The sequence below is a fragment of the Streptomyces barkulensis genome, from assembly GCF_002843305.1.
In the GTDB taxonomy this organism is placed as follows: Bacteria; Actinomycetota; Actinomycetes; order Streptomycetales; family Streptomycetaceae; genus Streptomyces; species Streptomyces barkulensis.
Genome location: NZ_PGSG01000088.1, coordinates 76,227 through 101,070, shown reverse-complemented (window position 1 = coordinate 101,070; position 24,844 = coordinate 76,227). Strand labels below are relative to the sequence as shown.

Sequence of the window (24,844 nt, the reverse complement as noted above, 5' to 3'; positions counted from 1 at the left end):
TCCCGGAGGGTAGTCCGACCGGAGCCACCGGCCCGCCCGCCGCGCCGGGACTCACCCGCACCGCCCCCGCGTACGGCGACCGTCCCGCACACGGCCCTGATCCGGTGCTGGCCCGGAGCCGATCCGGTGCTGACCCGGAGCTGACCCGGAGCTGATCCGGAGCTGATCCGGAGCGCCCTTCCGTTCGGGTGAACGGGCGCGAGCGCCGTTCTGTCACCCGGCCGTTTCCGGTGATTACTGTGACAGGCCGGTCCGAAGGCCCTCAGCGGGACACCGGGCGCGGTGATGCCGGTGAGACGCGCGGGAAGACGGTGCCGTAACCGATGAGAGGACGAACCGTGAACGGCGAGGGGTTGGAGCTGGGCGAGTTGCTGAGTGCGGCCGAGAAGGCGTCGCCGGTGGCTTCCGTCGACGTCGTCGCGCGCCATCTGCGGGAACGGTTCGGTGCGCGGTCGGTGTCCTTCCTGATCACCGACATCCAGGGCCGGGAGATGGTACGCCTGACCGCCCTCGGGCCGGCCGGCACCGAACGCGGCGCCGAACGGATCCCGGTCGAGGGCAGCGTCTACGACACGGTGCTGCGCACCCAGCGACTGCGCCGGGAGCCGGACGGGGAAGGCGGGCACCGGGTGATCGCACCGGTCACCAACCGCGGCGACCCCATCGGCTTGCTGGAGATGGTGCTGCCCGGCTCCGACCAGGCAGTCCTGGACCAGGTGAGCCAGGCCGCGCACGCACTGGCCTACATCATCGCCACCGACCGGCGCTTCACCGACCTGTACCAGTGGGGACGGCGCACCGTCCCCGTCAGCCTGGCCGCCGAGATCCAGCACCAGCTGCTGCCGTCGGCCTCCTGCTGTGAGGCGGCCCAGTTCACCGTCGCCGGCGCCCTGGTGCCCGCCACCGACATCGGCGGCGACACCTACGACTTCGCCCTGGACCGCGACACCCTGCACCTGTCCGTCACCGACGCCATGGGCCACGACATCGAATCCGCCCTGCTGGCCACCCTGGTGGTCGGCGCCCTGCGCGGCGCCCGCCGCGCGGAACGCGACCTGCTCGCACAGGCCCACCAGGCCCATCAGGCCCTGCTGGACAACGGCCGCGGCGCCCTGGCCACCGGACAGCTGCTCCGCATCGGCCTCACCGACGGCACCGCCCACCTGGTCAACGCCGGCCACCCCTGGCCGCTCCGCCTGCGCGACGGGACGGTGCGGGAAGCAGTCCTCGCGGTCGACCTGCCCTTCGGCGTCCCCTTCCCCGCTTCCTACCGCGTCCAGACGCTGGATCTGCGTCCCGGCGACAGGCTGCTCCTCCTCACCGACGGCATCCAGGAACGGGAGGCGAGGGCCGTCGACCTGCCCGCTCTGCTCCACGACACCCGCGGCCTGCACGTCCGGGAGGTCGTCCGGACCCTGACCGGCGCGGTGGAGGACGCCTGCCACGGTGACCTCGGCGACGACGCCACCGTGCTGTGCCTGGACTGGCACGGCACCGGCACCGGCACCGGCACGGATACCGGGGCCACCGGCGAAGAGGTCCCCTCCAACCGCGCGGACCGCGAGTAGAGGGACCGGCGGCCACATCGGTATGCCGCCCGGACGGCATACCGGCCGCGGGTGAACGCCCGCTCAGACCTCGTCGGTGCGGTCGTGGCCGTTCCCGGAGGTCTGGCTGGTGACCAGCCAGGAAGGCGCAGGCCCCGCCGGGTGGGTGGTGTCCACGGTGAGGTGGAGCCTGGTGCCGCCTCCCCCGTGGGCCGGATAGCTGCGCTGTTCCTCGGCGGCGAAGCAACTGCGCAGAACCTCCGCGACGCGGCGGGCGGCATCGGGGGACGCCGCGACGATACGGACCTCGGCGCGCCCGGCCGAGGGCATCGGCTCATCCTGCTTCATGATGGACTCGTTTCCGGGGTGAGACGGCATGTTGACCGGTCGTGCCCTCCCTCAGCCGCGGCCCTCTGTTCCCCGGCCGGGGCAGGCCGGCGCCGTCCGGGATACCCGCCGCGGTGCTCGCGGTAGTGCTCGCGGCGGGAGGAGAGCCCCACCGGCCGCCCTCCACTCCCGGTCCGGGCCTCCTCGACGGCGCGGGCCTCCGCGACGGTGCGGGTCCCCTCCTCGCGTGCCATGAGCCCGCCGGCCGTGAGCAGACTTCCCACCACGGTCGCCACGGGCGCCGGCCAGGCGGCCGGCGCACCTTTCGTCTCCGGTGGGACCACCAGCAGCTCACAGCGGCCGGCGGCGTGGGAGAGCAGTATCAGTTCGTACGGGTGGCGCTCGTCCAGGAACCACCCGACACGCACCGTGCGCCCGGTGACGCGCACCTCGCGCGGAACGACGGGCCAGCCGGTCGGGTCGACGGTGGCGCGGGTGACACGTCCCCAGCCGTCGTCCAGCGCGTCCGTCAGGGCGCGGAGCTCACGGGAGAGGTCACGGGATCGGGGCCACCAGACACCGTCCACCCCGGGGAGCCCCGGAAGCACACGGATCACCGTCAGATTCAGGCGGGCCGGTGGCGGGGGAACGCGTACGCCGGCCGGCGTGGGGCCGATGGTGGTTGCCATGGGGCGGACCCGCCTCCGGGCTCGGTTTCTCTCCGACAGCCCGGTGTAGTCACTCGCCGGGAACGGCGCCCGCGTGGAGGCGGGTGCGCGAAGTGCTCCCGGTTCCTCAAGCCTACTCCGCCCCCGGCCTGTCGCGGCCCCACGATCCGCGGCCACCGCGAGGAGCGGCTGGGGCGGGCCGGCCGACGGACTCCCCGCGGCGTCCACGTGCCGTGGACGCCGGTGGTGACGGGTGCCCGTCCCGGAGCGGTTCTCGGACCGCGGGGCCATCCGGCCTTCACCGGATGGCCCCGCGGTCCGTTCCCAGAGCCGCCTGTCGGGTTCGAACCGACGACCTTCGCTTTACAAGAGCGGCGCTCTACCAGCTGAGCTAAGGCGGCGTGTGCGGCGGCGCCGCGGGCCCGGCGGGGCCCCGGCGCGTACGCAGTGTGCAGTGTACCCACTTCCCGGCGCCGGGCCGGAGTCCTTTCGTGACCGCGGAAGTACTGACAAGACAACCCCCGGCGGGTTACCGTCGGCCCACGTTCACACAGGTTCACACAGGTGGAACGCGACCTTTACTCGGATCGTCCGGCACGTTCCTGCCGGTGAAGGAGACAATCGACCATGGCCTCGGTCACGTACGACAACGCCACCCGGATCTACCCGGGCAGCGACAAGCCCGCCGTCGACAAGCTGAACATCGAGATCGAGGACGGCGAGTTCCTCGTCCTCGTCGGCCCCTCCGGCTGCGGCAAGTCCACCTCCCTGCGCATGCTCGCGGGCCTGGAGGACGTCAACGGCGGCGCCATCCGCATCGGTGACCGCGACGTCACCCACCTTCCGCCGAAGGACCGGGACATCGCCATGGTGTTCCAGAACTACGCGCTCTACCCGCACATGACCGTCGCCCAGAACATGGGCTTCGCGCTGAAGATCGCGGGTGTGCCGAAGGACCAGATCCGCGCCAAGGTCGAGGACGCCGCGAAGATCCTGGACCTGGAGCCCTACCTGGACCGCAAGCCCAAGGCGCTCTCCGGCGGTCAGCGGCAGCGTGTGGCGATGGGCCGCGCGATCGTCCGCGAGCCGCAGGTGTTCCTCATGGACGAGCCGCTGTCGAACCTCGACGCCAAGCTCCGCGTCCAGACCCGCACCCAGATCGCCGGCCTCCAGCGCCGGCTGGGCATCACCACGGTCTACGTCACCCACGACCAGACCGAGGCCATGACCATGGGCGACCGGGTCGCGGTGCTCAAGGACGGCCTGCTGCAGCAGATCGACTCGCCGCGCCACATGTACGACAAGCCGGCCAACCTCTTCGTCGCGGGCTTCATCGGCTCCCCGGCGATGAACCTGGTCGAGGTGCCGATCACCGACGGCGGCGTGAAGTTCGGCAACAGCATCGTGCCGGTCGAGCGCGAAGCCGTCACCGAGGCCGCCAACAAGGGCGACAAGACCGTCACGGTAGGCATCCGCCCCGAGCACCTGGACATCGCGGGCGAGGGCAGCGACGCCGGTCTGGCCGTCACCGTCAACGTCGTCGAGGAGCTGGGCGCCGACGGCTACGTCTACGGCACCGCCCAGGTCGGCGGCGAGGCGAAGGACCTGGTGGTCCGCGTCGGCGGCCGCGAGGTGCCGGAGAAGGGCGCGACGATCCACGTGGTGCCGCGCGCCGGCGAGGCCCACGTGTTCGCCACCTCCACCGGTGAGCGCCTGACCGACTGACCGTCCGAGCGACGCCGTCCTCCACACGGCCGACACGGGGCCCGTACGGTCCGCTGCGCGCGGACGTACGGGCCCCGTGCCGTTCCCGGCCGTCTCCGGCGGAACCACGACGGAACCACGGGGCGTCCCGCCCGGGGCCCGCGTCAACACGGGGACATCTCCGCACCTGGGACTACAGGGTTCCCGGTCACTCGTGAGAGTGACCGAATGTCGCCGAATCACCACTCCCCGCTACCATCGCAGACGCCCCGGAACGGGCTTCCCGATACCGTCCCTCGCGAGGAAGACTCCACAGTGAATCAGGCAGCGCGCCGCATCGGCCGATCTCTCGCCCTCGTCCTCCCGGTCGTCCTGGTCCTGTCCGGGACCCTCGCCGTCACCGCCGTTCCCTGGGCACCGCGGTCGGGGACGCAGATGCTGACCGCCTCCGCGGAGCAGGCGGCGGTTCCCCGCGACAGGCCCCGCGCCCCGCACGAGGTGGTGCGCGACCGGCTCGTCGCCGAGCTCCAGCGGGAGAATCCGGGCGCCGCCCTGACGGGTCTGCAGAAGGAGATCGCCCGCCGGCCGTCGCTGGCGCGGCACTGCACCTCCATCGCCCGCGCGCTGGGCCGGGCCGCGGTCGAGAAGTACGGTCCCGCGCGCGCCCACTCCTACTCGCGGCCGGTGTGCGACACCTCCTTCGCCGCGGGCGTCGCCGACGCCCGCTGACCGGCGCGGCCCTCAGCTTCACGAGGGGGCCGCTGCGCCGCAGGCCCCGCTTCTTCGGCCCTCCTCACCCCTCCCGCACGCCCTCGCGGGACGTACGTGACCGTGTGGGACGACGGGCGCCGGAGAGACGCGGGAGGGGTGCGCATATCGTCGCCGCATGACACTCGACGACCAGCTAGCGCACACGTATCCGACCCAGGCCGTGGTCCTGGCCGGCGGCCAGGGATCGCGGCTGCGTCCGTATACGGACGACCGCCCCAAGCCGATGGTCGAGATCCCCGGTACGGGCACCCCGATCATCGGCCACCAGCTCGCCTGGCTGGCCGCCGAGGGCGTCACCGACGCCGTGGTCTCCTGCGGCCATCTCGCCGAGGTGCTCCAGGAGTGGCTGGACGGCACCGACCTGCCGCTGCGGGTGACGACGGTCGTCGAGACCGAGCCCCTCGGCCGCGGCGGCGGCCTCAAGTACGCCGCCGCCTCCCTCCCCCGGCCCGACGAGCCGTGGTACGCCACCAACGGGGACATCTGGACGCGTTTCTCGCTGCGGGAGATGGCGGAGTTCCACGCCGAGCGCGACGCGACCGCGACTCTCTCTCTGGCCCGCCCGCGCATCCCCTGGGGCGTCGTGGAGACCGACGAGTTCGGCCACGTCCTGGACTTCATCGAGGCTCCGCCCTCGCCGTACCTGGTCAACGCGGGCGTCTACGTCTTCTCCGCGTCCTTCACGGCGCTGCTGCCCGACCACGGTGACCACGAGCGGACCACCTTCCCCCGGCTGGCGCGCGAACGCGCCCTGGCCGGCTTCCCGATCCCGCAGGGCGCGTACTGGCGTGCCATCGACACCGCCAAGGACCTCAGCGAGGCCGCCAGGGAGCTGGCGGGCCACGGCCGTTCCCACCGGTAGCCCGGCCCGGGCACGGCCCCGGTGCACGGCACCACGGCCGGTGCACGGCACCGGGCCGCGGCCCGCGCGCGGGTCCCGCTCAGCGGTCCCGCTCAGCCCAGCAGGCCGCCCAGCGCACCGCCGCCGCCGCTGCCGCCGTCGCCGGAGCCGGCTCCGCCGTCGCCCGCGTCGCCGTCGTCCTCGCCGCCGCCCGTACCGCCCGCGGTGCCGGTGTCCCCCGCGCCCGGGCCGCCGGGGCCGGTCGGAGTGCCCGGCTCGGGCACGGGCGGGGCGACGGGCTGCCGCGGCGCCTCCACCGTCTGCCCCTGGCTCGGCGTGCCCGGCCGCTCCCCGGTGCCGGTGCTGCCCGCGCTCGGAGTGGCGTCCCCGGTGCCGGAGGTGGACGGGCTCGGCGACGAACCGTCCCCCGCCTCCGGCACCCCGGCTCCCGTGCCGGAGGTGGACGGGCTCGGGCCGCCGGTGGACCGCTGCGGCAGCGGCGAGCCCGGCTGGTTGTTCGTCAGCGGCTCGCCCGGCCTCGGCACGGTGGCCAGTTGCGCCGAGCGCACCGCGCTGCCCAGCACCGAGCCGACCAGCAGCGTCAGACCGAGCACCACCGCGGCGACGGCCGCGCCGCGCCGCAGTACGCGCCGGCGCAGCTCCCACACCTCCACGCGCGGGCCCAGCCGCCGCCAGGCCTCCCCCGCCAGCCGTGCGTCCAGCGAGTAGTAAGGAGCTCCCGCGATGACCAGCGGGCTCCAGGCGGCCAGGTAGATGAAGTCCGGGGCGTCGTACACCGGGACCGTGCGCCAGCTCACCGTCAGGATCAGGGCCGCCGACAGCAGCGCGCCGAGGCCGGCCGCGGCGCGCTGCCACAGCCCCATGAAGGTCAGCACACCGATGACGATCTGGAGGAAGGCCACGGTGAGCCCGGCGCCGACGGGGTGGGCGACCGCGAAGTCGCGCAGCGGTGCGGCGACGGCCCACGGCTGGAGCGAGCCCAGCCAGGCCACCAGGGAGCCTCGCTCGTCGCCGTCGAAGTAGACCGGGTCGCAGAGTTTGCCCATCCCGGCGTAGACGGAGACGAAGCCGAGGAGCATCCGCAGGGGCAGCAGCACGACGCCGAGGTTGATGCGGCGGTCGGGGTAGAAGCCGTGCCGGGCGCGGCGGGCTCCCTCGCCCGGGCTCTCCTCCTCGTAGCCGTCGTAGGCGTCGTAGCCGTCGTAGGCGTCCTCGTAGCCGTCGTCCCGGCCGTCGCCGTACCCGCCGTCCCGGTCGTGGGCGGTGGGCTCGTACGGCTCGGCGGGCTCGTACGGCTCGAAGGGGCGGATGGGGGCGCCCGGCGCGCCGTACGCGCCCCCGGTCGGGCGCGCACCCGCCGCCAGGGGGCGCTCGGGCGGCTGGGGCGCGCGGGGGGCGATGATCGTGGGACCACGGTCGCCGAGGGTGTCGTCGAGGGCGGGGATCACCGTGGTGCGCGGGCCGCCGTCCGGGCCCGGCGCGGGACGCGGCACCACGCGCGGCAGCACCTGCGTGGCGGCGTTGCCCGTCTCCTCCCCGCCGCCCCCGTCCATCGCGGCGCTCGCGCGGCGTACCGCCTGGAGCAGCCGGGTGGCCCGTACGTCGCCGGGCTCCGTCCGGCCGCTCCACACCACGGGCGCGCGCCGCCCGGCCGCCGGGCGGCGGACCGGGACGGCACCGCGCACCGCCGTCGGCACGTCGGTTCCGGTCAGCACGCGACCGCGGTGTGGCGGCGAGGCGAGCCGCACCCGGAAGCTGGCGTGGTTGACGACGACCTCGGCCGGGTCGCTGGGCACCTTGACCGTGCTCAGCGCCGGCTCGTCGTCGAAGAAACCGCGGGGTGTTCTGGTGTCCACACTCATCTAACCGAGTGACGGACGCATAGGACACTGCCTTGACGGCCCCGATCTGTCGGGGGTCCGTCAAGGCCCGGACGGACGCGGGGTCACACGCGCCGGCGGCGGGCGGCCTCGTAGAGGGCGACGCCCGCGGCGACACCGGCGTTGAGGGACTCCGCGCCGCCCGGCATCGGGATGCGCACCCGCATGTCACAGGTCTCGCCGACCAGCCGGGACAGGCCCTTGCCCTCGCTGCCGACCACGATCACCAGCGGGCCGTCCAGCGCGGCCACGTCCTGGATCTCGGCCTCGCCGTCGGCGGCCAGGCCGACCACGAACAGGCCCTCCTTCTGGTACGCCTCCAGTGCGCGGGTGAGGTTGGTGGCCCGTGCGACCGGAGTGCGGGCGGCGGTGCCGGCCGACGTCTTCCAGGCGCCCGCGGTCATGCCGGCCGCGCGGCGCTCGGGGACGACCACGCCGTGACCGCCGAAGGCGGCGACGGAGCGGACCACCGCGCCCAGGTTGCGCGGGTCGGTGACGCCGTCGAGCGCGACGATCAGCGGGTCCTCGCCGTCGTCGTACGCGGCCGCGGACAGGTCCTCGGGGTGTGCGTACTCGTAGGGCGGGACCTGGAGGACCAGGCCCTGGTGGTTGAGGCCGTTCGTCATCCGGTCCAGCTCGGGGCGCGGGGCCTCCATCAGGTGGATGCCGCCGCGGTCGGCGGCGAGCTTGAGGGCCTCGCGCACGCGCTCGTCGTTGTCGATGAACTGCTGCACGTACAGCGTGTTCGCGGGCACGCCCTCGCGCAGCGCCTCGGCCACCGGGTTGCGGCCGACGACCAGTTCGGAGGTGCCCTTGCCGCCGCGCCGGGCCGCGGGGCGGCGGGCGGACTGGCGGGCCTTGGCGTTCGCGATGCGGTTCTTGACGTGGCCCTTGCGCATCTCGGCGGGCGGCGTGGGGCCCTTGCCCTCAAGGCCGCGGCGCCGCTTGCCGCCACTGCCGACCTGCGCGCCCTTCTTGTTGGACGTGCGGCGGTTGGGGCGCTGGCTGTTCCCGGCCATCGGGATCACTCATCTCTTCTTGCTGCTCGGTGGAGTTCGGTGGAGTTCGGTGGAACTCCCGCGGAACTCGGTGGAACGGTTGGTCGGGTGGGTTCGGTGCGGTGGGGCGCGCGGCCGCGCGGGCTCAGCGGGCGTCGCGCGAGCCCAGTTCCCAGCGTGGTCCGGACGGGGTGTCCTCGATGACCAGGCCGGAGCGCTGGAGCTGGTCGCGGATGGCGTCGGCGGTCGCGTAGTCCTTGCGGGCGCGCGCCGCCTGGCGCTGCTCCAGGACCAGCCCGACCAGGGCGTCCACGACTTCGGCCAGCTCCTCGCCACGCCCGGCGGAGTCGCCCCCGGCCCAGTGCGCGTCGAGCGGGTCGAGACCGAGCACGCCCAGCATCGCCCGGACATCGGCCAGCGCGCCGGCCACCGCGTCCTTGTCGTTCTCCGCCAGGGCCGCGTTGCCCTGCCGGACGGTGGTGTGGACGACGGCGAGCGCCTGCGGAACGCCGAAGTCGTCGTCCATGGCCGCCGCGAACTCCTCGGGCACCTCGGCGGCCGGCTCCACGGACCCGGCCCGCTCCACGGCCCGCTGGACGAAGCCCTCGATCCGGCCGAAGGCGGCCTCGGCCTCGCGCAGGGCGTCCTCGCTGTACTCGATCATCGAGCGGTAGTGCGGGGTGCCCAGGTAGTAGCGGAGGACGATGGGCCGCCACTGCCGGACCATCTCGGAGACCAGCACCGAGTTGCCCAGCGACTTGCTCATCTTCTCGCCGCTCATCGTCACCCAGGCGTTGTGCAGCCAGTAGGCGGCGAAGTCGTCGCCGTACGCCTTCGACTGGGCGATCTCGTTCTCGTGGTGGGGGAAGACGAGGTCGACGCCGCCGCCGTGGATGTCGAAGGCGTGGCCCAGGTACTTGTGGGCCATCGCCGAGCACTCCAGGTGCCAGCCGGGGCGGCCGGGGCCCCAGGGCGTCTCCCAGCTCGGCTCGCCGGGCCTGGCGGCCTTCCACATCGCGAAGTCGCGGGGGTCGCGCTTGCCGGTCTCGCCCTCGCCCGACGGCTGGCGCAGGTCGTCCAGGTCCTGGTTGGACAGGGAGAGGTAGCCGGGGAAGGAGCGCACGTCGAAGTAGACGTTGCCGTCGGCGGCGTAGGCGTGGCCGCGGTCGATGAGCTCGCGCATCATCTCGACCATCTCGGGGATGTGGCCGGTGGCGCGCGGCTCGTAGGTGGGCGGCAGGCAGCCCAGCGCGGTGTAGGCGTCGTCGAAGGCGCGCTCGTTGGCGTAGCCGATCGCCCACCAGGGGCGGCCCTGCTCCGCGGACTTGGTGATGATCTTGTCGTCGATGTCCGTGACGTTGCGGACGAACGTCACGTCGTAGCCGCGGTGGGTGAGCCAGCGGCGCATGATGTCGAAGTTCAGCCCCGACCGGATGTGACCGATGTGCGGGGCCGCCTGCACGGTCGCGCCGCACAGGTAGATCGAGACGCGGCCCGGTGCGAGCGGGGTGAAGTCACGGATCTGCCGGGCGTTGGTGTCGTACAGGCGAAGAGTCACGGGTCAAGGGTAGTCGGAAACGCAAGAGGGGCGGTGCGGATCGGGCACGAACCGGTTGCGGACCGGACCCGGGTCAGGCCCGGCGCACGACCAGCGCCGTGGCGACGGCCGCCAGTCCCTCGGCGCGGCCGGTCAGACCCAGGCCGTCGGTGGTGGTGCCGGAGACGGACACGGGCGCGCCGGCCGCCTCCGAGAGCGCCTTCTGCGCCTCCGCGCGGCGTTTGCCGATCTTGGGCCGCACGCCGATCACCTGGATCGCCACATTGCCGATCTCGAAGCCCTCGGCGCGGACGATCCGGGCGGCCTCCGCGAGCAGCGCGGTGCCCGCGGCGCCGGACCACTCGGGGCGGCCGGTGCCGAAGTGGGCGCCCAGGTCGCCGAGTCCGGCCGCCGAGAAGAGGGCGTCGCAGGCGGCGTGCGCGGCGACGTCGCCGTCGGAGTGCCCGGCCAGGCCGTGCGTCTCCCCCTCCCACAGCAGGCCGGCGCACCACAGTTCGCGGCCCTCCTCGAAGGCGTGCACGTCCGTGCCGACGCCGACCAGCGGCAGGGCGGGGGAAGCGGGGAAAGCGGGGGAAGGGGCGGACTCAGAAGCCATCGGTGACCCTCCTGCGGGCGAGTACGGCCTCGGCGAGCACGAGGTCCAGGGGGCGGGTGACCTTGAAGGCCTCCTCGTGGCCGGGCACCAGCACCACGGGCACGCCCAGCCGCTCGACCAGCCCGGCGTCGTCGGTGGCGCCCTCGCCCTCGTGCGGGGCGTCCGCGTGCGCCTTGGCGAGGGTGGTCCGGTCGAAGCCCTGGGGGGTCTGCACGGCGCGCAGCAGGGACCGCTCGGGGGTGGCCGTGACCGGCTCGGGCTCCCCGGCGGGGGTGCCCGGCGCGATCTGCTTGACGGTGTCGGCCACGGGCAGCGCGGGGACGACCGCCGGCGCCCCGGCCCGTACGGCGGCGACCACGGCCTCCACCGTCTCCACCGGGACCAGCGGGCGGGCGGCGTCGTGGACGAGGACGGTGTCGATGTCGCCGGGCAGCGCCGCCAGCCCGCGGGCGACCGACTCCTGCCGGGTGCCGCCGCCGGTGACGACGGTCACGTCGGTGTCTCCGGCGGACTGGGGCAGGGGGTGCTCGTCCAGGAGGGTGCGGACGGCCGCGGCGCCGTCGGGCGGCGCCACGACGACCACGAGCGAGACCGTACGGGCGCGGGCGACCGCGCGGACGGCGTGGACGAGCATCGGGGTGCCGCCGAGCGGGCGCAGCGCCTTGGGGGCGCCGCGGCCGAGCCGCACGCCGCGGCCCGCGGCGGGGATGACCACCGCGGTGCGGGGGGACGGCGTGCCGTCGGTCGCTTCTGCGTGCCTGGTTTCGTCTGGCATTGGTCGCCCGTTCAGGTTTGTTTCCTCGGCGGAGGTGGGTATGGCACTGAGCGTGCCGGGTGCGAAGCCCCGACCGGACCCTTCCGTGACGACCGGTCGAGCAGCCGCCCGGGCCCGGCACTTCCAGTACTGGGCAGTCCGGCGTCGAGTATCGCGGGCGGCCCGTGAGACCGCCCACGACCGCGTCCGGGCAGCCTCGTACGCCGGAGGACCTGACGGACCCCCGTGTGCGCCCCCGACACGCTGCGGTGCTCCGACACACCGCGGTGCCCGGTGACGGCTCGCACCGTCACCCGGGCACCGCGGCGATCTCCGCGTCTCACGTCCGCCGACCGGTCACCGGCCGGCGCCGCGCCGTGCGTCGTTGTCGTGTCCCGCCGACGGATGGCGGCGGGCGACGGGTGTCCGCCGCAGGGGCCGCCGGCCCGCCCCGGGCCGGCGCCGTCCGGATCAGGACGCCAGGACCTCGTCCAGCAGCGTCTCGGCCTTGTCCTCGTTGGTGTTCTCCGCGAGAGCCAGCTCGCTCACCAGGATCTGGCGGGCCTTGGCGAGCATCCGCTTCTCACCGGCGGAGAGTCCGCGCTCGCGCTCCCGGCGCCACAGGTCGCGCACGACCTCGGCGACCTTGATGACATCGCCGGAGGCGAGCTTCTCCAGATTCGCCTTGTACCGGCGGGACCAGTTGGTCGGCTCCTCGGCGTAGGGCGCGCGGAGCACCTCGAAGACCCGGTCGAGGCCGTCCTGGCCGACCACGTCACGCACGCCGACGAGCTCCGCGTTTTCCGCCGGGACGCGCACCTCCAGGTCGCCCTGGGCGACCTTCAGAACCAAGTAGGTCTTGTCCACGCCTTTGATCTGGCGAGTTTCGATAGCCTCGATCAGCGCGGCCCCGTGATGGGGATAGACCACGGTGTCGCCAACCTTGAACGTCATGTGACAGGTACCCCTTCCGTGGCTATCCAGGGTAACACGGGCACGCCCTCTTCTGAATGGCGTTTTCGCAGGTCAGGGCATATCTCGGGGCTTGACAACAACGCCCGGATCGTGCTGCGCGACCCTACCGAGGACAGAAATCCGCAGGTCGGAGGGGGTCTGAACAGGGCGGGAATCGCACATGGAAGCGCCTCCCGGAGCTTGACCGAAACACCTGTACGTCCGTTTTGTCGGTATCGTTGATCCGGCCGAACGGCCGGAAGCGAATTGATCAGCGCACGGACGAACGGCTCCGGGGATGTTTTCCGGCGAACTTCCCCGCCTCCTTCACCGGCACTTCCCCGGAATGCTCGTAATCGTTCGCACGGACGTGCAGTCGATATTCCGCGGAAGGCGCCCCGCCGGCCTCGGCCCGTCTCCCCGGCCCCGTGCACAAACCCCGCGCGTCTCCCCCGCGTCCCATGCCCACCCCCGTCCGCGATCCCTCACGCGCGTGCCGGGGCGCGGCACTCGGAGGCCTGTGGGGCGGGTCGGGTGCGGGGGCGTTTCACGGGGTCGGTACTCTGAGCCCGCCGACAGACCCATCCCTCCCGCTAGGAGTTGCCGCCGCCGTGAGCAGCAGCCTTCGACGCGGCGCCCTCGCCGCCAGCTCTCTCGCGCTCTCGATCGCGTCCCTGACCGCCTGCGGGGCCGGGCCGAACGCGCAGAGCCTGAACATCAACCCCGACAACGCCTCGGCCCAGGTCGACGAGATCAAGGTCCAGAACGTCAACGTCGTCACCTCCGAGGAGGGCTCCGGCCCCGCCTCCGTCTCGGCGCGCATCTTCAACGGCGGCACCGAGGACGAGACGCTGGAGTCCGTCATGGTGGACGGGCAGCGCGTGGAGCTGAGCCCGGCCGAGGGCGAGCAGGAGCTGACCGTCCCCGCGGGCGGCTCCCTGGCGCTCGGCGGCGAGGGCAACGCTTCCGCGATCATCGACGACCCCGGGCAGGCCGGCATCGAGACCGGGAACGCCCAGCCGCTGGTCTTCGAGCTCAGCTCGACCGGCCGGGTGGAGCTGCGCGCCACCGTCGTCCCGGCCGAGGGCACCTGGAAGGACTTCGGCCCCAGCACCGCCCCGGCGCCCACGGAGTCCGGCCTGCCCGACCCGGGCTCCTCGCCCACCGGGACCCCGGGCGCGCCCGAGGAGGACGACGCGGGCGCCGAGGACGAAGGCGTCAACGACAGCGGTGACGACGACACCCAGGGCGAAGTCGGGAACTCCCAGGAGAACGGCGGCACCGAGGACACCGGGGGGCGGTGACCCCGTCCGGCCCCCGTCCCCGGCCGGCGTGCGAACGCCGGCCGGGGGCACGGACGCGGGTGGGGGCCGCTCCTGATCGGGGAGCGGCCCCCACCCGCGTCCTGCCGTGCCGGACGCCGCCGCACCGGATCCCGGGCGCGGCGGCGTCCGGCACGGCCCCGTCATGGGCCGGTCACGGACCCGTCACGGCTCGAACTTGTAGCCCAGCCCCCGCACCGTCACCAGATAGCGGGGTGCGCTCGGGTCCGGTTCGATCTTGGCACGCAACCGCTTGACGTGCACATCCAGCGTCTTGGTGTCGCCCACGTAGTCGGCGCCCCAGACCCGGTCGATGAGCTGCATACGGGTCAGCACGCGCCCGGCGTTGCGCAGCAGCATCTCCAGCAGGTCGAACTCCTTCAGCGGCAGGTCGATCTTGGCGCCGGAGACCGTCACCACGTGCCGGTCCACGTCCATCCGCACCGGGCCGGCCTCCAGCGCCTGCGGGGCGGCCTCCTCCGGCTCGCCGCGGCGCCGCAGCACGGCCCGGATGCGGGCCACCAGCTCGCGGGAGGAGAAGGGCTTGGTCACGTAGTCGTCGGCCCCTATCTCCAGGCCGACGACCTTGTCGATCTCGCTGTCCTTGGCGGTCACCATGATGACCGGCACGTTCGAGCGGCCGCGCAGCTGGCGGCACACCTCGGTGCCTGGCAGCCCCGGCAGCATCAGGTCGAGAAGCACCAGATCGGCGCCGTTGCGCTCGAACTCCTCCAGCCCCTCCGGGCCGGTGGCCGCGATGGCCACCTCGAAGCCTTCCTTGCGCAGCATGTACGACAGTGCGTCGCTGAACGATTCCTCGTCCTCGACGACGAGCACTCGGGTCACGGGAGGACCTCCGGGGCGGGATCAGGGTGGTGATCGATGGGGTCGTGGGGGGTTCTGCGGGCCCCGCGGGAAAGGCCGCGGGGCGTGGTGGGGGTCCGGTGAGAGGCACCGTACGGGGGTACGGGGCCGTCGCCCGCGCCGTACGGGACGCCGTACGCGGGGCCGTCGGGGGTGCTGGGAGTGCCTGGGATGCCTGGAGCGCCGGGGACGATCAGGCCGCCGGAGCCGGCCGGGTCCGGGCCGGCTCCGCGTACGCCGCCGTCCTTCCCGGCCCCTTCCCCGGCATCTCCGACGTTGTCATCGCCGTCGTCTCCGTCGTCTCTGTCGCTGTCGTCGTCGCCGAAGTCCGCCGGCTCGCGCAGCGCGCCCGCGGCCCGTTCCCTCCCCAGCCTCCGGGCCTCGGCGCGCTCGCGCGCGCTGGCCGCCTCCGGCAGGCGCAGGGTGAAGGTGGAGCCCTGGCCCTCCGCGCTCCACACCGTGACCTCCCCGCCGTGCGAGGCGGCCACGTGCTTGACGATGGCCAGGCCCAGGCCGGTGCCGCCGGTGGCCCGGGAGCGGGCCGGGTCGACGCGGTAGAAACGCTCGAAGATCCGGTCCTTGTCCTTGTCCGAGATGCCGATGCCCTGGTCGGTCACCGCGATCTCGATCATGTCCCCGCCGGGGGCGGCGACCCGGCGCCCGGCGATGCCCACCCGGGTGCGGGCCGGGGAGTAGTTCACGGCGTTCTCCACCAGATTGCCCAGGGCCGCCGCGAGCTGGCCGCGGTTGCCCCACACGTGCAGGTCGGCGGTGCCGCCGGTGGCCATGGTGATCTGCTTGACGCCCGCCGCCTGGCGGCAGCGGTCGATGGCCTCGGCCACCAGCTCGTCCACCCGGACCGGTTCGGAGTCCTCCAGCGGGTTGTCGTTCTGCACCCGGGAGAGGTCGATCAGTTCCTGGACGAGGTTGGTCAGACGGGTCGCCTCGGTCTGCATGCGCCCGGCGAAGCGCTCCACCGCCTCCGGGTCGTCGGAGGCGTCCATCACGGCCTCCGACAGCAGCGACAACGCGCCGACCGGGGTCTTCAGCTCATGGCTGACGTTCGCCACGAAGTCGCGCCGCACCGCCTCGATGCGGCGGGCCTCGGTCAGGTCCTCGACCAGCAGCAGCACCAGCCGGGAGCCCAGGGGCGCCACTCGCGCGGAGACCGCCAGGGCCTCGCCGCGGCCCGTGCCCCGGCGCGGCAGATCCAGCTCGACCTGCCGGATCTCACCGTCGCGGCGGGTGTCGCGGGCCATCTTGAGCATCGGCTCCACCGTGAGCCTCCCGCCGCGCACCAGCCCGAGGGCGTACGCGGCCGAGCTGGCCTTGACGACGGCGTCGGCCTCGTCGAGCACCACCGCGGAGGAGCGCAGCACGGACAGCACGGTGTCCACCCCGGGCGGCAGCACGGCCTCGGTGTGCAGCGAGCTGCGCGTGGGACGGGCCTGCTCGCGCTCGCTCCAGCGGAACGCGAGCATCGCGAACACGCCGGTGCACACCCCGGCGATCGCTGCCGCTGCGGCGACCGCCGCGTTCACGTCCATGTGTCCAGGTTATGCGGGCTCCGGAACACCGCCCCAGCCGTTCGGGCACCTGCTCGAACAGACGTCTCCGAGAGTTCACGCCGGTGTCGGCGCCGGTTCACTTGGTCGGGCGGAACCGGACGTGTTTCGGACAGAACGTGGGAGCGTAGGGGAGAACCGGGGCCCGCGCGCTCTTCGCGGAAGGCCCGCGGCCCTACGGTCACGTCATGCGAGGGGAAGGAAAGTCATGCGGGACGCGTACCACGAGGAGCTGGACTCGATCGGCGACAGCCTGGTCGAGATGGCCCGGCTCGTCGGCTCCGCGATCGGCCGCGCCACCACGGCGATGCTGGACGCGGACCTCAATCTCGCCGAGAGCGTGATCGCAGCGGACGAGAAGGTCGACACCCTCCAGCGGGATCTGGAGACCAAGGCCATAAACCTGCTCGCCCGGCAGCAGCCGGTCGCCACCGACCTGCGGATCGTCGTCACCTCGCTGCGGATGAGCGCCGACCTGGAGCGCTCCGGCGACCTGGCCCAGCACGTCGCCAAGGTCGCCCGGCTGCGCTACCCCGAGTCGGCGGTCCCCCGCGACCTGCACGCGACCATCCTGGAGATGGGCCAGCTCGCGCAGCGCCTGATGGCGAAGACGGGCGAGATCCTGATCACCAAGGACGTCGACCTGGCGCTCCAGCTGGAGCAGGACGACGACGCCATCGACCTCCTCCACCGCACTCTCTTCCAGCACCTGATGGACGACCGCTGGAAGCACGGCATCGAGACGGCCGTGGACGTCACCCTGCTGGGCCGCTACTACGAGCGCTTCGCCGACCACGCGGTCTCGGTCGCGCGCCGCGTCGTCTACCTGGTCACCGGCGACTACGCGGACGAGGTCGACCCGGCCACCGCCGCGGCCGCCGCGGCCGGCTCGGAGGAGACTCCGGCCGGGGAGGCGTGACCGCGGACGGCGGGGCTCGGGTGCGGAATACAGGCTCGGGGCTCGGGCGCGGGGGCGCGCGAGGGGCGCGGAGCGCCAGCCGCCCGGGCCGGTGCGCCCCCGGCCGTGAGCACGCGGTACGTGCCTCCGCGCGCCGTTGACGCGCTCGGCGGTGCGGGCCGTCAATGGGTGACGAGACGAGCCGGTGACCGCCGGCGCGACGCGGAGGAGGCACTCATGGCGGACTTCCCGACTCCACCCACCACGGCCGAGCACTCCGACGAGAGGCCCTCGCTGCCCGTGCTGGGGGCCTGCGGCTGCGGATCGGGGTGCTCGTGCGGCTGCCAGTCCGGCGGCTCCTGCCAGTGCGGCGGGAACTGCTGATTCCCAGGAGCGACCGCCGGTGCGTACACCCGCACCGGCGCGGGGCCCGGCCGGACCACCGGCCGGGCCCCGCCGCGTACCTCCGCCGTCGTGGTGCGTGCCTCCGCCGCCCCGAGGAGCCCCCGGACCGCGCCGGCGGGTGAGGGCGGCGGGCAGCGGGGTAGTCGCCACGGAGTCCCGGAGCCCGCCGGGCCGCCGCCCCGCCACGCGGGCCGGCCGGCTCCTCCGACCGCGACGCCGAGACCACGGAGGCTCCTCAGATGGCCCTCAACCCGAGGATCAAGGACCGCATGACCGGCACCACCCCGGCCGGACAGGACAAGGGCGCCTGGCTCGCCGCCCTGGAGCAGGGCTCGAACCTGCTCCAGTCCGCGACACCGCTGAAGGGCTTCGACGTCTACGTCGTCGGCTTCCACTGCGCCAAGGGCGAACCGGACTTCCAGATGGAGGCCCACCACTACTGCCGCGTGGTCAACGACGATCTGCTGCAGTGCGTCCTGTTCGACGGCAACACCGGGGACGCGAACCTGATCGGCATCGAGTACATCGTCTCCGAGCGGCTGTTCGAGACCCTGCCCGAGGAGGAGAGGGCCTACTGGCACCCGCACAACTTCGAGGTGTTCTCCGGACAGCTCGCCGCCCCCGGGCTCCCCCGGTCCGCGGAGACGGCGCTCATGAAGCAGCTGGTCAACTCCTACGGCAAGACCTGGCACACCTGGCACACCAGCGGCCACGGGCACGGAGACGGCCACGGCTCCGGCATGGACCTCCCCTACGGCGACCCCAAGCTCATGTGGTCCTTCAACCGCGAGGGCGAGTGCGCCGAGGACCTCGAGCAGGACCGCGACCGGGCCATGGAGCTGGACACCGGGGCCAACCGGGCCGACCGCCAGTCCTTCCTCGACCTGGCCCGTCCGCAGTGGGGCGTCGACGCGATGAAGGACGACTTCTCCGGCACCACCCCCGTCCCCGGCGTCAGGGACGTCCGCGCGGCGTCCGACGGCGGAGCCGCCGCGCCCTGACCCGGGACCCGGGACCCGGGAGCCGGGAGCCCGCCACCCGCCGCGCGGCATGGCGCGGCCGACGCGGCGCGTCACAGATCCCTGGCCGCCTCCTCCGCTTCCTCCGCCGTGCGCTGGAGGGTGCCGAGCACGGCGGCCGGATCGCCGTCGGCCAGTACCGACTGGCCGACGTAGAGGCCGATCTCCCGGCTGACCTTCGCCCAGGACACCTTGTTGGAGGGGAAGAACTCCGCGGCTCCGAGCTGGTCCAGGTAGGGCCGCATCCGCTTGTGCCGCTTGTCGCCGCGCATCCGCTCCGAGGCGGACACCGTGACCGGCAGCGTGTGGTAGCGGTCGGCGAAGGCGAACTGGTTCTCCACGTCGTAGACGTGGTCGAGGAAGGCGGCGACCGCCTCCCGGTTGCCCTCCCGGCGGAAGGCCAGCATCCAGCCCGCCGACCCGGTGGTGGTGTCCGACAGCCCGTCGCGGCCGGGCAGCGGGGCCGTCCCGTAGTCGGTCTTCTTCCGGTCGGCCTGCTGCATCAGCGACAGGTCCCCGTTGAGCATGCCGACGTGCCCGCCCGTGAACAGGTTGAACAGCCCCTGTCTGTTGGTGACGGCGGGATTGGACGTGGTCAGGCCCTGGTCGACGAGCTCGTCGCGGAGCCACCCCATGGCCTCGACGTTGGCCGGGGCGTTGATGGCGTACATGCCGCCGTCGCCGGTGTAGCCGCCGCCGTTGCCCAGCATCCAGGTCATGGCCTCGGTGGGCGCCTCCTCACTGCCGAGCGGCAGTCCGTAGGGCACGTCCACACCGACCGCCTTGAGCGCGACGGCGGCCTGCTTCAGCTCCTCCCAGGTCCGCGGCGGCTTCTCCGGATCCAGGCCGGCCTCGGCGAAGAGGGCCCGGTTGTAGAAGAGGAGCTGGATGTCGGCGGTGAACGGCATCGCGTACCGCACGCGGCGCAGCTCGCCGGCCGTGCTGAGCGCGGAGACGAAGTCGGCCTGGACGGGGATGGACAGCACGTCGTCGGCCCGGTACAGCCGCTCGGCGGCCGCATGGCCGGCGAAGGAGTCGATCTGCGCCAGGTCCGGGGCCCGGTCGTTCCCGACCATCTCCGCGACCTTCTGCTCGGCCTTCCCCGGGGCGTGGACGGACACCTTCACCTTGATGCCGGGGTTCCGCTCCTCGAACGAGGCGACCACCTCGTCCCAGTACTCCTGGGTCGGGGTGTTTCCCTCCAGGTCCCCGTGATCCGACGCGACCATCGTCAGAGTGACGTCACCGGTGCGGGACGCCCCGCCTCCGCTGCCGCACCCGGTCGCCGTCAATGCGACAGATCCGGCCACCCCCGAAGCCAAGCCCAGGAACCGTCTTCTTCGCATCTGTGCCACCCCTTACTTAACCGGTACTGCTCCCGCGCTGGCGTTCACTGAGAACCACACCGGGAACCGATTCGGAAGCCGGAGCGCGGCACCCCCCTGAAAGCCACCACAGGGTGGCTGAAAAGTAACGGTCAGTCCGCACCGCGACCACCCTGATGAGCGGACCGATACACAAACGAGTCCGAGTCTCCGCCCCGCCGCCCGGATGGCGGCGAGGCGGCGGCCCACCGAAGGCCTCCGCACCGAATAAAGGGCAAAAGGCATAAAAAACCACCTCCCACCCCTTCCGCTCCACCGTAGGAGAGTTACCGTGGAACTGGACCTACGGGACGAGCGAGGGAGTTCGACCGGAGTAGCCGACTTGGGCGGAAAGCTTCGGCTTCCGCCGGGGCCGACGTCGACGGTCGGGCTGAGAGGCCGGAAGGTGGCGACACCGGAAGGCGACCTCCACAACCTGATCCGGACAATGCCGGCGCAGGGAGCCCGCCCCGTAGGTTCACCCATGTCACGGACCGCTCGATGCCACGCGGTGGAGCCGACCACCGCGTGGCATCGGTGCGCCATAGGGCGCCCAGGGGTCGTGGGCCCGGTGTTCAGACTCGGGGTTGCCTGGTGGCAAGCCGGTAAACGAGACAGGTCAGCGCGAGGATGATGTTCACGGCTGCCCAGAGAAAGATGATCACACCGACACCGATCGCTGTGCCCACACCAGCAGCGTCCTCGCACAGTTCCAGTTCGTCACCGGTGAGACCGGCGCACTCGGCGTACGCACTGACACCTCCATCCTCTCCTCGGAACGGACAGTGCGCCTGTCCGGGAAGCTGCGGAGCCCCACGGCTTCCCGGATTACTTCTTGCCCTGGTTCTTCACGGCCGGTTCCGCGGCCTGCGACTGCTCGCCCGGCCACCGCTCTGACCTGCGGCTGAGCCGTCAACGGTTGTCGTCGTTGGTCGCCCCTGGCCACCCTCCCACGGCCCAGCGACGGCCCGGGAAGCCAGACGACACATGTCGCGAGTCGCCTCGGGCAAGCGTCACTGACGCGCCCCCCTCGTCCCGAACTGTTGGCGACACGGTCGCTGAGGTCTCCTTGGCCGGTCGACCAGCCGTCTGGAGCCGCTGATGGCCGGCCGTAGTCACGCTGATTGCGGTGCTTCGCCGCTGCCCTGCTGTCGTCACCAGTCGCGCCACGCGTCGGTGATCTCGGCGCGCCCCATGCCGTTCCTCGCCGCCAGGGCCGCCACGTCGATGCCGTGTTCGCTCAGAGTCTGGTCGATGTACTCACACAGCTGCTCACGCTCGTCCGTGTCGTACCCGGCACCGCCATGCTGCTCGTCCTCATTGACCGCGTTGAGGCGCTGGACGACTCGCTTGATCGTGTCGAAGACCTGCTCGTCGGACGGTGCCACCAGTGCGTGCACGTCCTCTTCGAAGGCGTGGAGAGCATCCTCCGTGGCGCGCAGCAAGGACTCCGGGTAGAGCTGAGCCATGCAAGCACACTCCGGGTCCAACGTCCCGGCCGCCAGTTCACGAGCCTCCTCGGCTATGCCTGCACGCCAGTTCTCAGGTGGTCTGATCGCCATACGCGGACCGTACGCTCCGGGACTGACAGACCTGGGCGCGCGCTTTCCAAATGTTCACCCCGGGGTCCGGTGGCGGTCGTATGCGCCCTGACCTGCGGTGAAGCGTTCGGATCGGCTCCGTCTGGACGGCCCCGGACGGGGGCGAACGAGACCAGGACTGAGACCACGAGGTGACGGGCGGGCGGCTCACGTCGTTCGGTGGGTGCTGCACCCGAGTCGAATTCCTACTCGTTTGATAATGTCGGTCCCATGGGCGAGATTCCTTACAGCGTCGGCGAGGGGCCGGCCACCAGGGTCAGCCTCTCCCTTCCCGAGGGAACGGCTGAGGCGATCCGCCGACGGGTCGGCAAGCGTGAGTTCTCCGCGTTCATCACCGAAGCGGTGGAGCGCGAGCTGCGGGGTCAGATCCTGGACGAGTACCTGGCCGACTACGAAAGTCGTCAGGGGCCGATCTCCGAGCACGAGCAGGAGCGGGCACGCCGGGTCTTCGACGAGGTGTTCGCCGAGGAGGGGCAGTGGCCCGCCGCAAGCTGAGCCACGAAGGCACCCTCGTTCTCGACTGTGAGGGTCTGTCGAAGTTCGTCAGTGATCACGAGTCGGTCGTCGCCCTCATCGCCGAGGCCCGCAAGCGGGGCATGGAGGTGGTCATCAGCGCGCTCACCATCATCGAGGCGGTGCATCGCCGGACCGACAGGGCGCGGCTCGCGTGGGTCCTGTCCGGCATGCGGATCGTGCCCGTCGGTGACGAGGAGGCCAAGGCCGCCTCGGCCATGCTGGTCGACGCCGGGCTGCACGGTCACAAATACGCCATCGACGCTGCAGTGGCCGAGACGGCGCTGCGTCAGCGCCGCCCGGTCGTCATGCTCACCTCGGACATCGACGACATGACGAAGCTCTGCGGCGACAGGGTGCGCCTCGTCGCCGTGTAGCCGATGCCTGCAGGATCTGCTTGTCCCGCTCCGTCTCGCCTGTGCTCGCCGGCTGCGGGTGCCAGGCTGGGGGCATGGCGGAACTCAACGGTGAGCCGGTCGACCCTGGTGCCCTTCAGACCCTGGCCCTGACCAACTACGGTCACTTCACGTCGATGCGCGTCGAGCAGGGCCGGGTACGTGGCCTGTCCCTGCACCTGGACCGGCTGGTGCGCGACTGCCGGGCGGTGTTCGACACCGACCTCGACCCCGGGCGCGTCCTGGAGTTCGTCCGCAGGGCCGCTCCGGGGGGCGGGTCCCGTGTCGTCAGGGTGACCGTCTTCGATCCGGCGCTGGACCTGGGCCGCATCGGGTCGGACGCGCACCCGCACGTGCTGGTGACCACCCGCGGCGCGGGCAGCCTGCCGCTTCCACCGCTGCGGGTCCGGTCGGCCGTGTACACCCGGGACATGCCCGGGGTGAAGAGCGTCGGGCTGTTCGGCTCGCTGCGGCACCGGCGCGCGGCGCAGCGAGCGGGCTTCGACGACGCGCTGTTCGTGGACGGCCGGTCCATGATCTCCGAGGGCGGCACCTGGAACATCGGCTTCGTCCGGGGCGGGCAGGTGGTGTGGCCGGACGCGGAGTGCCTGGCCGGCACCACCATGCGGCTGCTCCAGCAGATCCACACCTCGGTCTCGGCCCCGGTGGGACTCGCCGACGTCACCGGGTTCGACGCGGCCTTCGCCACCAACGCCGCCATCGGTGTCCGGGCCATCGGCCGCCTGGACGACCTCCCGCTCCCGGACACACACCCGCTGATCGAGGAACTGCGCAAGGAGTACACCGGGATCCCCGGGGACCCCCTGTGACGGTGTCGCCGGGGATGGTCCCGGGACGGTGGGAAACCGGCAACTCACAGGGGGAGAAGCCGAGGTGGCGCCCGCCGGACGATGGGCCGTCCGTGACCCTTGCCAAAGAGCCGCCGCAGGTCGCAGGACCACGTCGAGGGCAAGTGCCCCAGTCGGTGGCTGTCGGGCACCGCATACGGTTGTCGGCAGCCACCGCGGTCCGTGGTCGTTGATGTCAATGCTGGATGCCAGCGGAACAGTTCCGGCACCGGGCCGACTTACAACGGTTTTCCCGAGCGGTCGGCCTATTGATCCGAAATGGTTTGGGTTCTGGGTCGTTGGTGGGGTGTGAGCGATCTGGTGGGGGACGCGCGGCATCCGTCGCCGTCGGCGCAGGAGGCCTTGCGGCTGCGGGCGGTGGCCGCGTTGGCCTCGCGCTCCACCTGGCGCCCCGAGAACTCCCGTTCGTCCTCGTCGGCGGCGCGATCGGCGCCCTCGGCGTCTGGTCCGCAGCACCAGTGACGGCCGCTGCCGTGACGGCGTTCCTGGTGGCCTTCCAGGTGAAGGCCGAGACCCTCACCAAGCCTCACTCATTACCGAGCACGGCCCAGCGACGGCCCAGAGGTAGCGAAAAGCCCCCTACCGGCAGCAAAGCTGCTGGTAGGGGGCTTGTTCGTGCCGTACGGCTACTTCTTGCCCTGGTTCTTCACGGCCTCGATGGCGGCCTTGGCCGCGTCCGGGTCGAGGTAGGTGCCGCCCGGGTTGACCGGGTGGAAGTCGGCGTCCAGGTCGTAGGACAGCGGGATGCCGGTGGGGATGTTCAGGCCCGCGATGTCGGCGTCGGAGACGTTGTCGAGGTGCTTGACCAGCGCGCGGAGGCTGTTGCCGTGCGCGGCGATCAGGACGGTGCGGCCGGTGATCAGGTCCGGGACGATCGAGTCGTACCAGTACGGCATCATCCGGATGACCACGTCCTTGAGGCACTCGGTGCGCGGACGCAGCTCGCTGGGGATCATCGCGTAGCGCGGGTCGTCGCTCTGCGACCACTCGGCGCCGTCCTCCAGGACCGGCGGCGGGGTGTCGTAGGAACGGCGCCACTGCATGAACTGCTCTTCGCCGAACTCGTCGCGGATCTGCGCCTTGTTCTTGCCCTGGAGCGCGCCGTAGTGGCGCTCGTTGAGGCGCCAGGAGCGGCGGACGGGGATCCAGAGGCGGTCGGCGGTCTCCAGGGCGAGCTGCGCGGTGCGGATGGCGCGCTTCTGGACGGAGGTGTGCACCACGTCGGGGAGCAGGCCGGCGTCCCTGAGCAGCTCACCGCCGCGGGCCGCCTCCTTCTCGCCCTTCTCGGTCAGGTTGACGTCCACCCAGCCGGTGAACAGGTTCTTCGCGTTCCACTCGCTCTCGCCGTGGCGGAGGAGGATCAGCTTGTACGGTGCGTCGGCCATGGGCCCGAGCCTAATCGACGTCCGGT

General features: G+C 72.4%; 24 protein-coding genes and 1 tRNA gene. 11 read left to right on the top strand and 14 right to left on the bottom strand.

Annotation, left to right across the window (positions count from 1 at the left end):
• Window positions 1-323 precede the first annotated feature (323 nt).
• On the top strand, window positions 324-1,568 hold the full coding sequence (locus CUT83_RS16950) for a PP2C family protein-serine/threonine phosphatase (RefSeq protein WP_101256684.1): 1,245 nt from the start codon (window positions 324-326) through the stop codon (window positions 1,566-1,568).
• Between the two features lie 63 nt (window positions 1,569-1,631).
• Here CUT83_RS16950 and CUT83_RS16945 read toward each other — a convergent pair whose 3' ends face one another.
• The 3 genes from CUT83_RS16945 to CUT83_RS16935 all read right to left on the bottom strand — a co-directional run bounded on the left by CUT83_RS16945 (window position 1,632) and on the right by CUT83_RS16935 (window position 2,943).
• Window positions 1,632-1,895, bottom strand: a complete 264-nt coding sequence (locus CUT83_RS16945) for a hypothetical protein (protein ID WP_101256683.1) — start codon at window positions 1,893-1,895, stop codon at window positions 1,632-1,634.
• Complete coding sequence (locus CUT83_RS16940) at window positions 1,892-2,563, bottom strand: DUF5994 family protein (RefSeq protein ID WP_101256682.1); 672 nt, start codon at window positions 2,561-2,563, stop codon at window positions 1,892-1,894. The genes CUT83_RS16945 and CUT83_RS16940 overlap by 4 nt, the downstream gene beginning before the upstream one ends.
• A gap of 307 nt (window positions 2,564-2,870) precedes the next feature.
• A tRNA-Thr gene (locus CUT83_RS16935) sits at window positions 2,871-2,943 on the bottom strand.
• Between the two features lie 226 nt (window positions 2,944-3,169).
• On the opposite strand from CUT83_RS16935, the gene CUT83_RS16930 reads away from it, so the two are divergent.
• The 3 genes from CUT83_RS16930 (at window position 3,170) to CUT83_RS16920 (ending at window position 5,879) form a co-directional block, all read left to right on the top strand.
• Window positions 3,170-4,267: an ABC transporter ATP-binding protein gene (locus CUT83_RS16930; protein ID WP_101256681.1), complete on the top strand. Its 1,098-nt coding sequence runs from the start codon at window positions 3,170-3,172 to the stop codon at window positions 4,265-4,267.
• Between the two features lie 294 nt (window positions 4,268-4,561).
• Entirely contained in the window at window positions 4,562-4,975 is a 414-nt protein-coding gene (locus CUT83_RS16925) for a hypothetical protein (RefSeq protein ID WP_101256680.1), read from the top strand.
• A 157-nt stretch (window positions 4,976-5,132) separates the two neighbouring features.
• Complete coding sequence (locus tag CUT83_RS16920; RefSeq protein WP_101256679.1) at window positions 5,133-5,879, top strand: nucleotidyltransferase family protein; 747 nt, start codon at window positions 5,133-5,135, stop codon at window positions 5,877-5,879.
• A 92-nt stretch (window positions 5,880-5,971) separates the two neighbouring features.
• Here the strand turns inward: CUT83_RS16920 and CUT83_RS16915 are convergent, their stop codons facing one another.
• The 6 genes from CUT83_RS16915 to CUT83_RS16890 all read right to left on the bottom strand — a co-directional run bounded on the left by CUT83_RS16915 (window position 5,972) and on the right by CUT83_RS16890 (window position 12,618).
• On the bottom strand, window positions 5,972-7,741 hold the full coding sequence (locus CUT83_RS16915) for a DoxX family protein (protein ID WP_101256678.1): 1,770 nt from the start codon (window positions 7,739-7,741) through the stop codon (window positions 5,972-5,974).
• 83 nt (window positions 7,742-7,824) lie between these two features.
• Window positions 7,825-8,778, bottom strand: coding sequence for a 23S rRNA (guanosine(2251)-2'-O)-methyltransferase RlmB (rlmB, locus tag CUT83_RS16910; RefSeq protein ID WP_101256677.1), 954 nt, complete (start codon window positions 8,776-8,778; stop codon window positions 7,825-7,827).
• Between the two features lie 124 nt (window positions 8,779-8,902).
• Window positions 8,903-10,315 (bottom strand): cysteine--tRNA ligase, encoded by a 1,413-nt coding sequence (gene cysS, locus CUT83_RS16905; protein ID WP_101256676.1) that lies wholly within the window; start codon window positions 10,313-10,315, stop codon window positions 8,903-8,905.
• A 73-nt stretch (window positions 10,316-10,388) separates the two neighbouring features.
• Window positions 10,389-10,910 carry a 2-C-methyl-D-erythritol 2,4-cyclodiphosphate synthase gene (gene ispF, locus CUT83_RS16900; RefSeq protein ID WP_101256675.1) on the bottom strand — a complete coding sequence of 174 codons (522 nt, stop codon included), beginning with the start codon at window positions 10,908-10,910 and terminating at the stop codon, window positions 10,389-10,391.
• Window positions 10,900-11,685 carry a 2-C-methyl-D-erythritol 4-phosphate cytidylyltransferase gene (gene ispD, locus CUT83_RS16895; protein ID WP_101256674.1) on the bottom strand — a complete coding sequence of 262 codons (786 nt, stop codon included), beginning with the start codon at window positions 11,683-11,685 and terminating at the stop codon, window positions 10,900-10,902. Before ispD ends, ispF begins: the two co-directional genes overlap by 11 nt.
• Before the next feature lie 450 nt (window positions 11,686-12,135).
• Complete coding sequence (locus CUT83_RS16890) at window positions 12,136-12,618, bottom strand: CarD family transcriptional regulator (RefSeq protein ID WP_093658831.1); 483 nt, start codon at window positions 12,616-12,618, stop codon at window positions 12,136-12,138.
• Window positions 12,619-13,229: 611 nt separating this feature from the next.
• On the opposite strand from CUT83_RS16890, the gene CUT83_RS16880 reads away from it, so the two are divergent.
• Window positions 13,230-13,922, top strand: coding sequence for a copper chaperone PCu(A)C domain-containing protein (locus tag CUT83_RS16880; protein ID WP_101256673.1), 693 nt, complete (start codon window positions 13,230-13,232; stop codon window positions 13,920-13,922).
• 183 nt (window positions 13,923-14,105) lie between these two features.
• Here CUT83_RS16880 and phoP read toward each other — a convergent pair whose 3' ends face one another.
• Window positions 14,106-14,777, bottom strand: coding sequence for a two-component system response regulator PhoP (gene phoP / locus CUT83_RS16875; protein WP_478079038.1), 672 nt, complete (start codon window positions 14,775-14,777; stop codon window positions 14,106-14,108).
• Window positions 14,778-14,782: 5 nt separating this feature from the next.
• Entirely contained in the window at window positions 14,783-16,351 is a 1,569-nt protein-coding gene (locus CUT83_RS16870; RefSeq protein ID WP_240957751.1) for a sensor histidine kinase, read from the bottom strand.
• Window positions 16,352-16,577: 226 nt separating this feature from the next.
• Here CUT83_RS16870 and phoU point away from each other — a divergent pair, with 226 nt between their 5' ends.
• From phoU to CUT83_RS16860, 3 genes are all read left to right on the top strand, one after another.
• Window positions 16,578-17,288 (top strand): phosphate signaling complex protein PhoU, encoded by a 711-nt coding sequence (gene phoU / locus CUT83_RS16865; RefSeq protein WP_101256671.1) that lies wholly within the window; start codon window positions 16,578-16,580, stop codon window positions 17,286-17,288.
• A gap of 216 nt (window positions 17,289-17,504) precedes the next feature.
• A complete protein-coding gene (locus CUT83_RS30340; protein WP_165869404.1) occupies window positions 17,505-17,651 on the top strand; it encodes a hypothetical protein in 147 nt (48 codons plus the stop codon).
• A 260-nt stretch (window positions 17,652-17,911) separates the two neighbouring features.
• Window positions 17,912-18,673 carry an OBAP family protein gene (locus tag CUT83_RS16860; protein ID WP_173915092.1) on the top strand — a complete coding sequence of 254 codons (762 nt, stop codon included), beginning with the start codon at window positions 17,912-17,914 and terminating at the stop codon, window positions 18,671-18,673.
• Window positions 18,674-18,744: 71 nt separating this feature from the next.
• On the opposite strand, the gene CUT83_RS16855 is transcribed toward CUT83_RS16860, so the two are convergent.
• Together CUT83_RS16855 and CUT83_RS16850 are read right to left on the bottom strand one after the other, a co-directional pair.
• Window positions 18,745-19,920, bottom strand: a complete 1,176-nt coding sequence (locus CUT83_RS16855; RefSeq protein WP_240957748.1) for an extracellular solute-binding protein — start codon at window positions 19,918-19,920, stop codon at window positions 18,745-18,747.
• 1,289 nt (window positions 19,921-21,209) lie between these two features.
• Complete coding sequence (locus CUT83_RS16850; protein WP_240957745.1) at window positions 21,210-21,524, bottom strand: hypothetical protein; 315 nt, start codon at window positions 21,522-21,524, stop codon at window positions 21,210-21,212.
• Window positions 21,525-21,866: 342 nt separating this feature from the next.
• Here CUT83_RS16850 and CUT83_RS16845 point away from each other — a divergent pair, with 342 nt between their 5' ends.
• From CUT83_RS16845 to CUT83_RS16835, 3 genes are all read left to right on the top strand, one after another.
• Window positions 21,867-22,151: a hypothetical protein gene (locus CUT83_RS16845; protein WP_101256668.1), complete on the top strand. Its 285-nt coding sequence runs from the start codon at window positions 21,867-21,869 to the stop codon at window positions 22,149-22,151.
• Window positions 22,133-22,546, top strand: a complete 414-nt coding sequence (locus CUT83_RS16840) for a DNA-binding protein (protein WP_101256667.1) — start codon at window positions 22,133-22,135, stop codon at window positions 22,544-22,546. The genes CUT83_RS16845 and CUT83_RS16840 overlap by 19 nt, the downstream gene beginning before the upstream one ends.
• A gap of 74 nt (window positions 22,547-22,620) precedes the next feature.
• Window positions 22,621-23,394 (top strand): aminotransferase class IV family protein, encoded by a 774-nt coding sequence (locus CUT83_RS16835; RefSeq protein WP_101256666.1) that lies wholly within the window; start codon window positions 22,621-22,623, stop codon window positions 23,392-23,394.
• 665 nt (window positions 23,395-24,059) lie between these two features.
• On the opposite strand, the gene CUT83_RS16825 is transcribed toward CUT83_RS16835, so the two are convergent.
• Window positions 24,060-24,818: a phosphoglyceromutase gene (locus tag CUT83_RS16825; RefSeq protein ID WP_101256665.1), complete on the bottom strand. Its 759-nt coding sequence runs from the start codon at window positions 24,816-24,818 to the stop codon at window positions 24,060-24,062.
• Between the last annotated feature and the right edge of the window lie 26 nt (window positions 24,819-24,844).

Excerpts from the sequence above, each read along its gene's own strand:
- CUT83_RS16845 (WP_101256668.1), top strand. The coding sequence starts at position 21,867 with ATGGGCGAGATTCCTTACAGCGTCGGCGAGGGGCCGGCCACCAGGGTC.
- ispD (WP_101256674.1), bottom strand. The coding sequence starts at position 11,685 with ATGCCAGACGAAACCAGGCACGCAGAAGCGACCGACGGCACGCCGTCC.
- CUT83_RS30340 (WP_165869404.1), top strand. The coding sequence starts at position 17,505 with ATGGCGGACTTCCCGACTCCACCCACCACGGCCGAGCACTCCGACGAG.
- phoU (WP_101256671.1), top strand. The coding sequence starts at position 16,578 with ATGCGGGACGCGTACCACGAGGAGCTGGACTCGATCGGCGACAGCCTG.
- ispF (WP_101256675.1), bottom strand. The coding sequence starts at position 10,910 with ATGGCTTCTGAGTCCGCCCCTTCCCCCGCTTTCCCCGCTTCCCCCGCC.
- CUT83_RS16825 (WP_101256665.1), bottom strand. The coding sequence starts at position 24,818 with ATGGCCGACGCACCGTACAAGCTGATCCTCCTCCGCCACGGCGAGAGC.
- CUT83_RS16850 (WP_240957745.1), bottom strand. The coding sequence starts at position 21,524 with ATGGCTCAGCTCTACCCGGAGTCCTTGCTGCGCGCCACGGAGGATGCT.
- CUT83_RS16890 (WP_093658831.1), bottom strand. The coding sequence starts at position 12,618 with ATGACGTTCAAGGTTGGCGACACCGTGGTCTATCCCCATCACGGGGCC.
- CUT83_RS16835 (WP_101256666.1), top strand. The coding sequence starts at position 22,621 with ATGGCGGAACTCAACGGTGAGCCGGTCGACCCTGGTGCCCTTCAGACC.
- CUT83_RS16950 (WP_101256684.1), top strand. The coding sequence starts at position 324 with ATGAGAGGACGAACCGTGAACGGCGAGGGGTTGGAGCTGGGCGAGTTG.
- CUT83_RS16860 (WP_173915092.1), top strand. The coding sequence starts at position 17,912 with ATGGCCCTCAACCCGAGGATCAAGGACCGCATGACCGGCACCACCCCG.
- CUT83_RS16855 (WP_240957748.1), bottom strand. The coding sequence starts at position 19,920 with ATGGTCGCGTCGGATCACGGGGACCTGGAGGGAAACACCCCGACCCAG.
- CUT83_RS16870 (WP_240957751.1), bottom strand. The coding sequence starts at position 16,351 with ATGGACGTGAACGCGGCGGTCGCCGCAGCGGCAGCGATCGCCGGGGTG.
- CUT83_RS16945 (WP_101256683.1), bottom strand. The coding sequence starts at position 1,895 with ATGAAGCAGGATGAGCCGATGCCCTCGGCCGGGCGCGCCGAGGTCCGT.
- rlmB (WP_101256677.1), bottom strand. The coding sequence starts at position 8,778 with ATGGCCGGGAACAGCCAGCGCCCCAACCGCCGCACGTCCAACAAGAAG.
- CUT83_RS16930 (WP_101256681.1), top strand. The coding sequence starts at position 3,170 with ATGGCCTCGGTCACGTACGACAACGCCACCCGGATCTACCCGGGCAGC.
- CUT83_RS16920 (WP_101256679.1), top strand. The coding sequence starts at position 5,133 with ATGACACTCGACGACCAGCTAGCGCACACGTATCCGACCCAGGCCGTG.
- CUT83_RS16940 (WP_101256682.1), bottom strand. The coding sequence starts at position 2,563 with ATGGCAACCACCATCGGCCCCACGCCGGCCGGCGTACGCGTTCCCCCG.
- CUT83_RS16915 (WP_101256678.1), bottom strand. The coding sequence starts at position 7,741 with ATGAGTGTGGACACCAGAACACCCCGCGGTTTCTTCGACGACGAGCCG.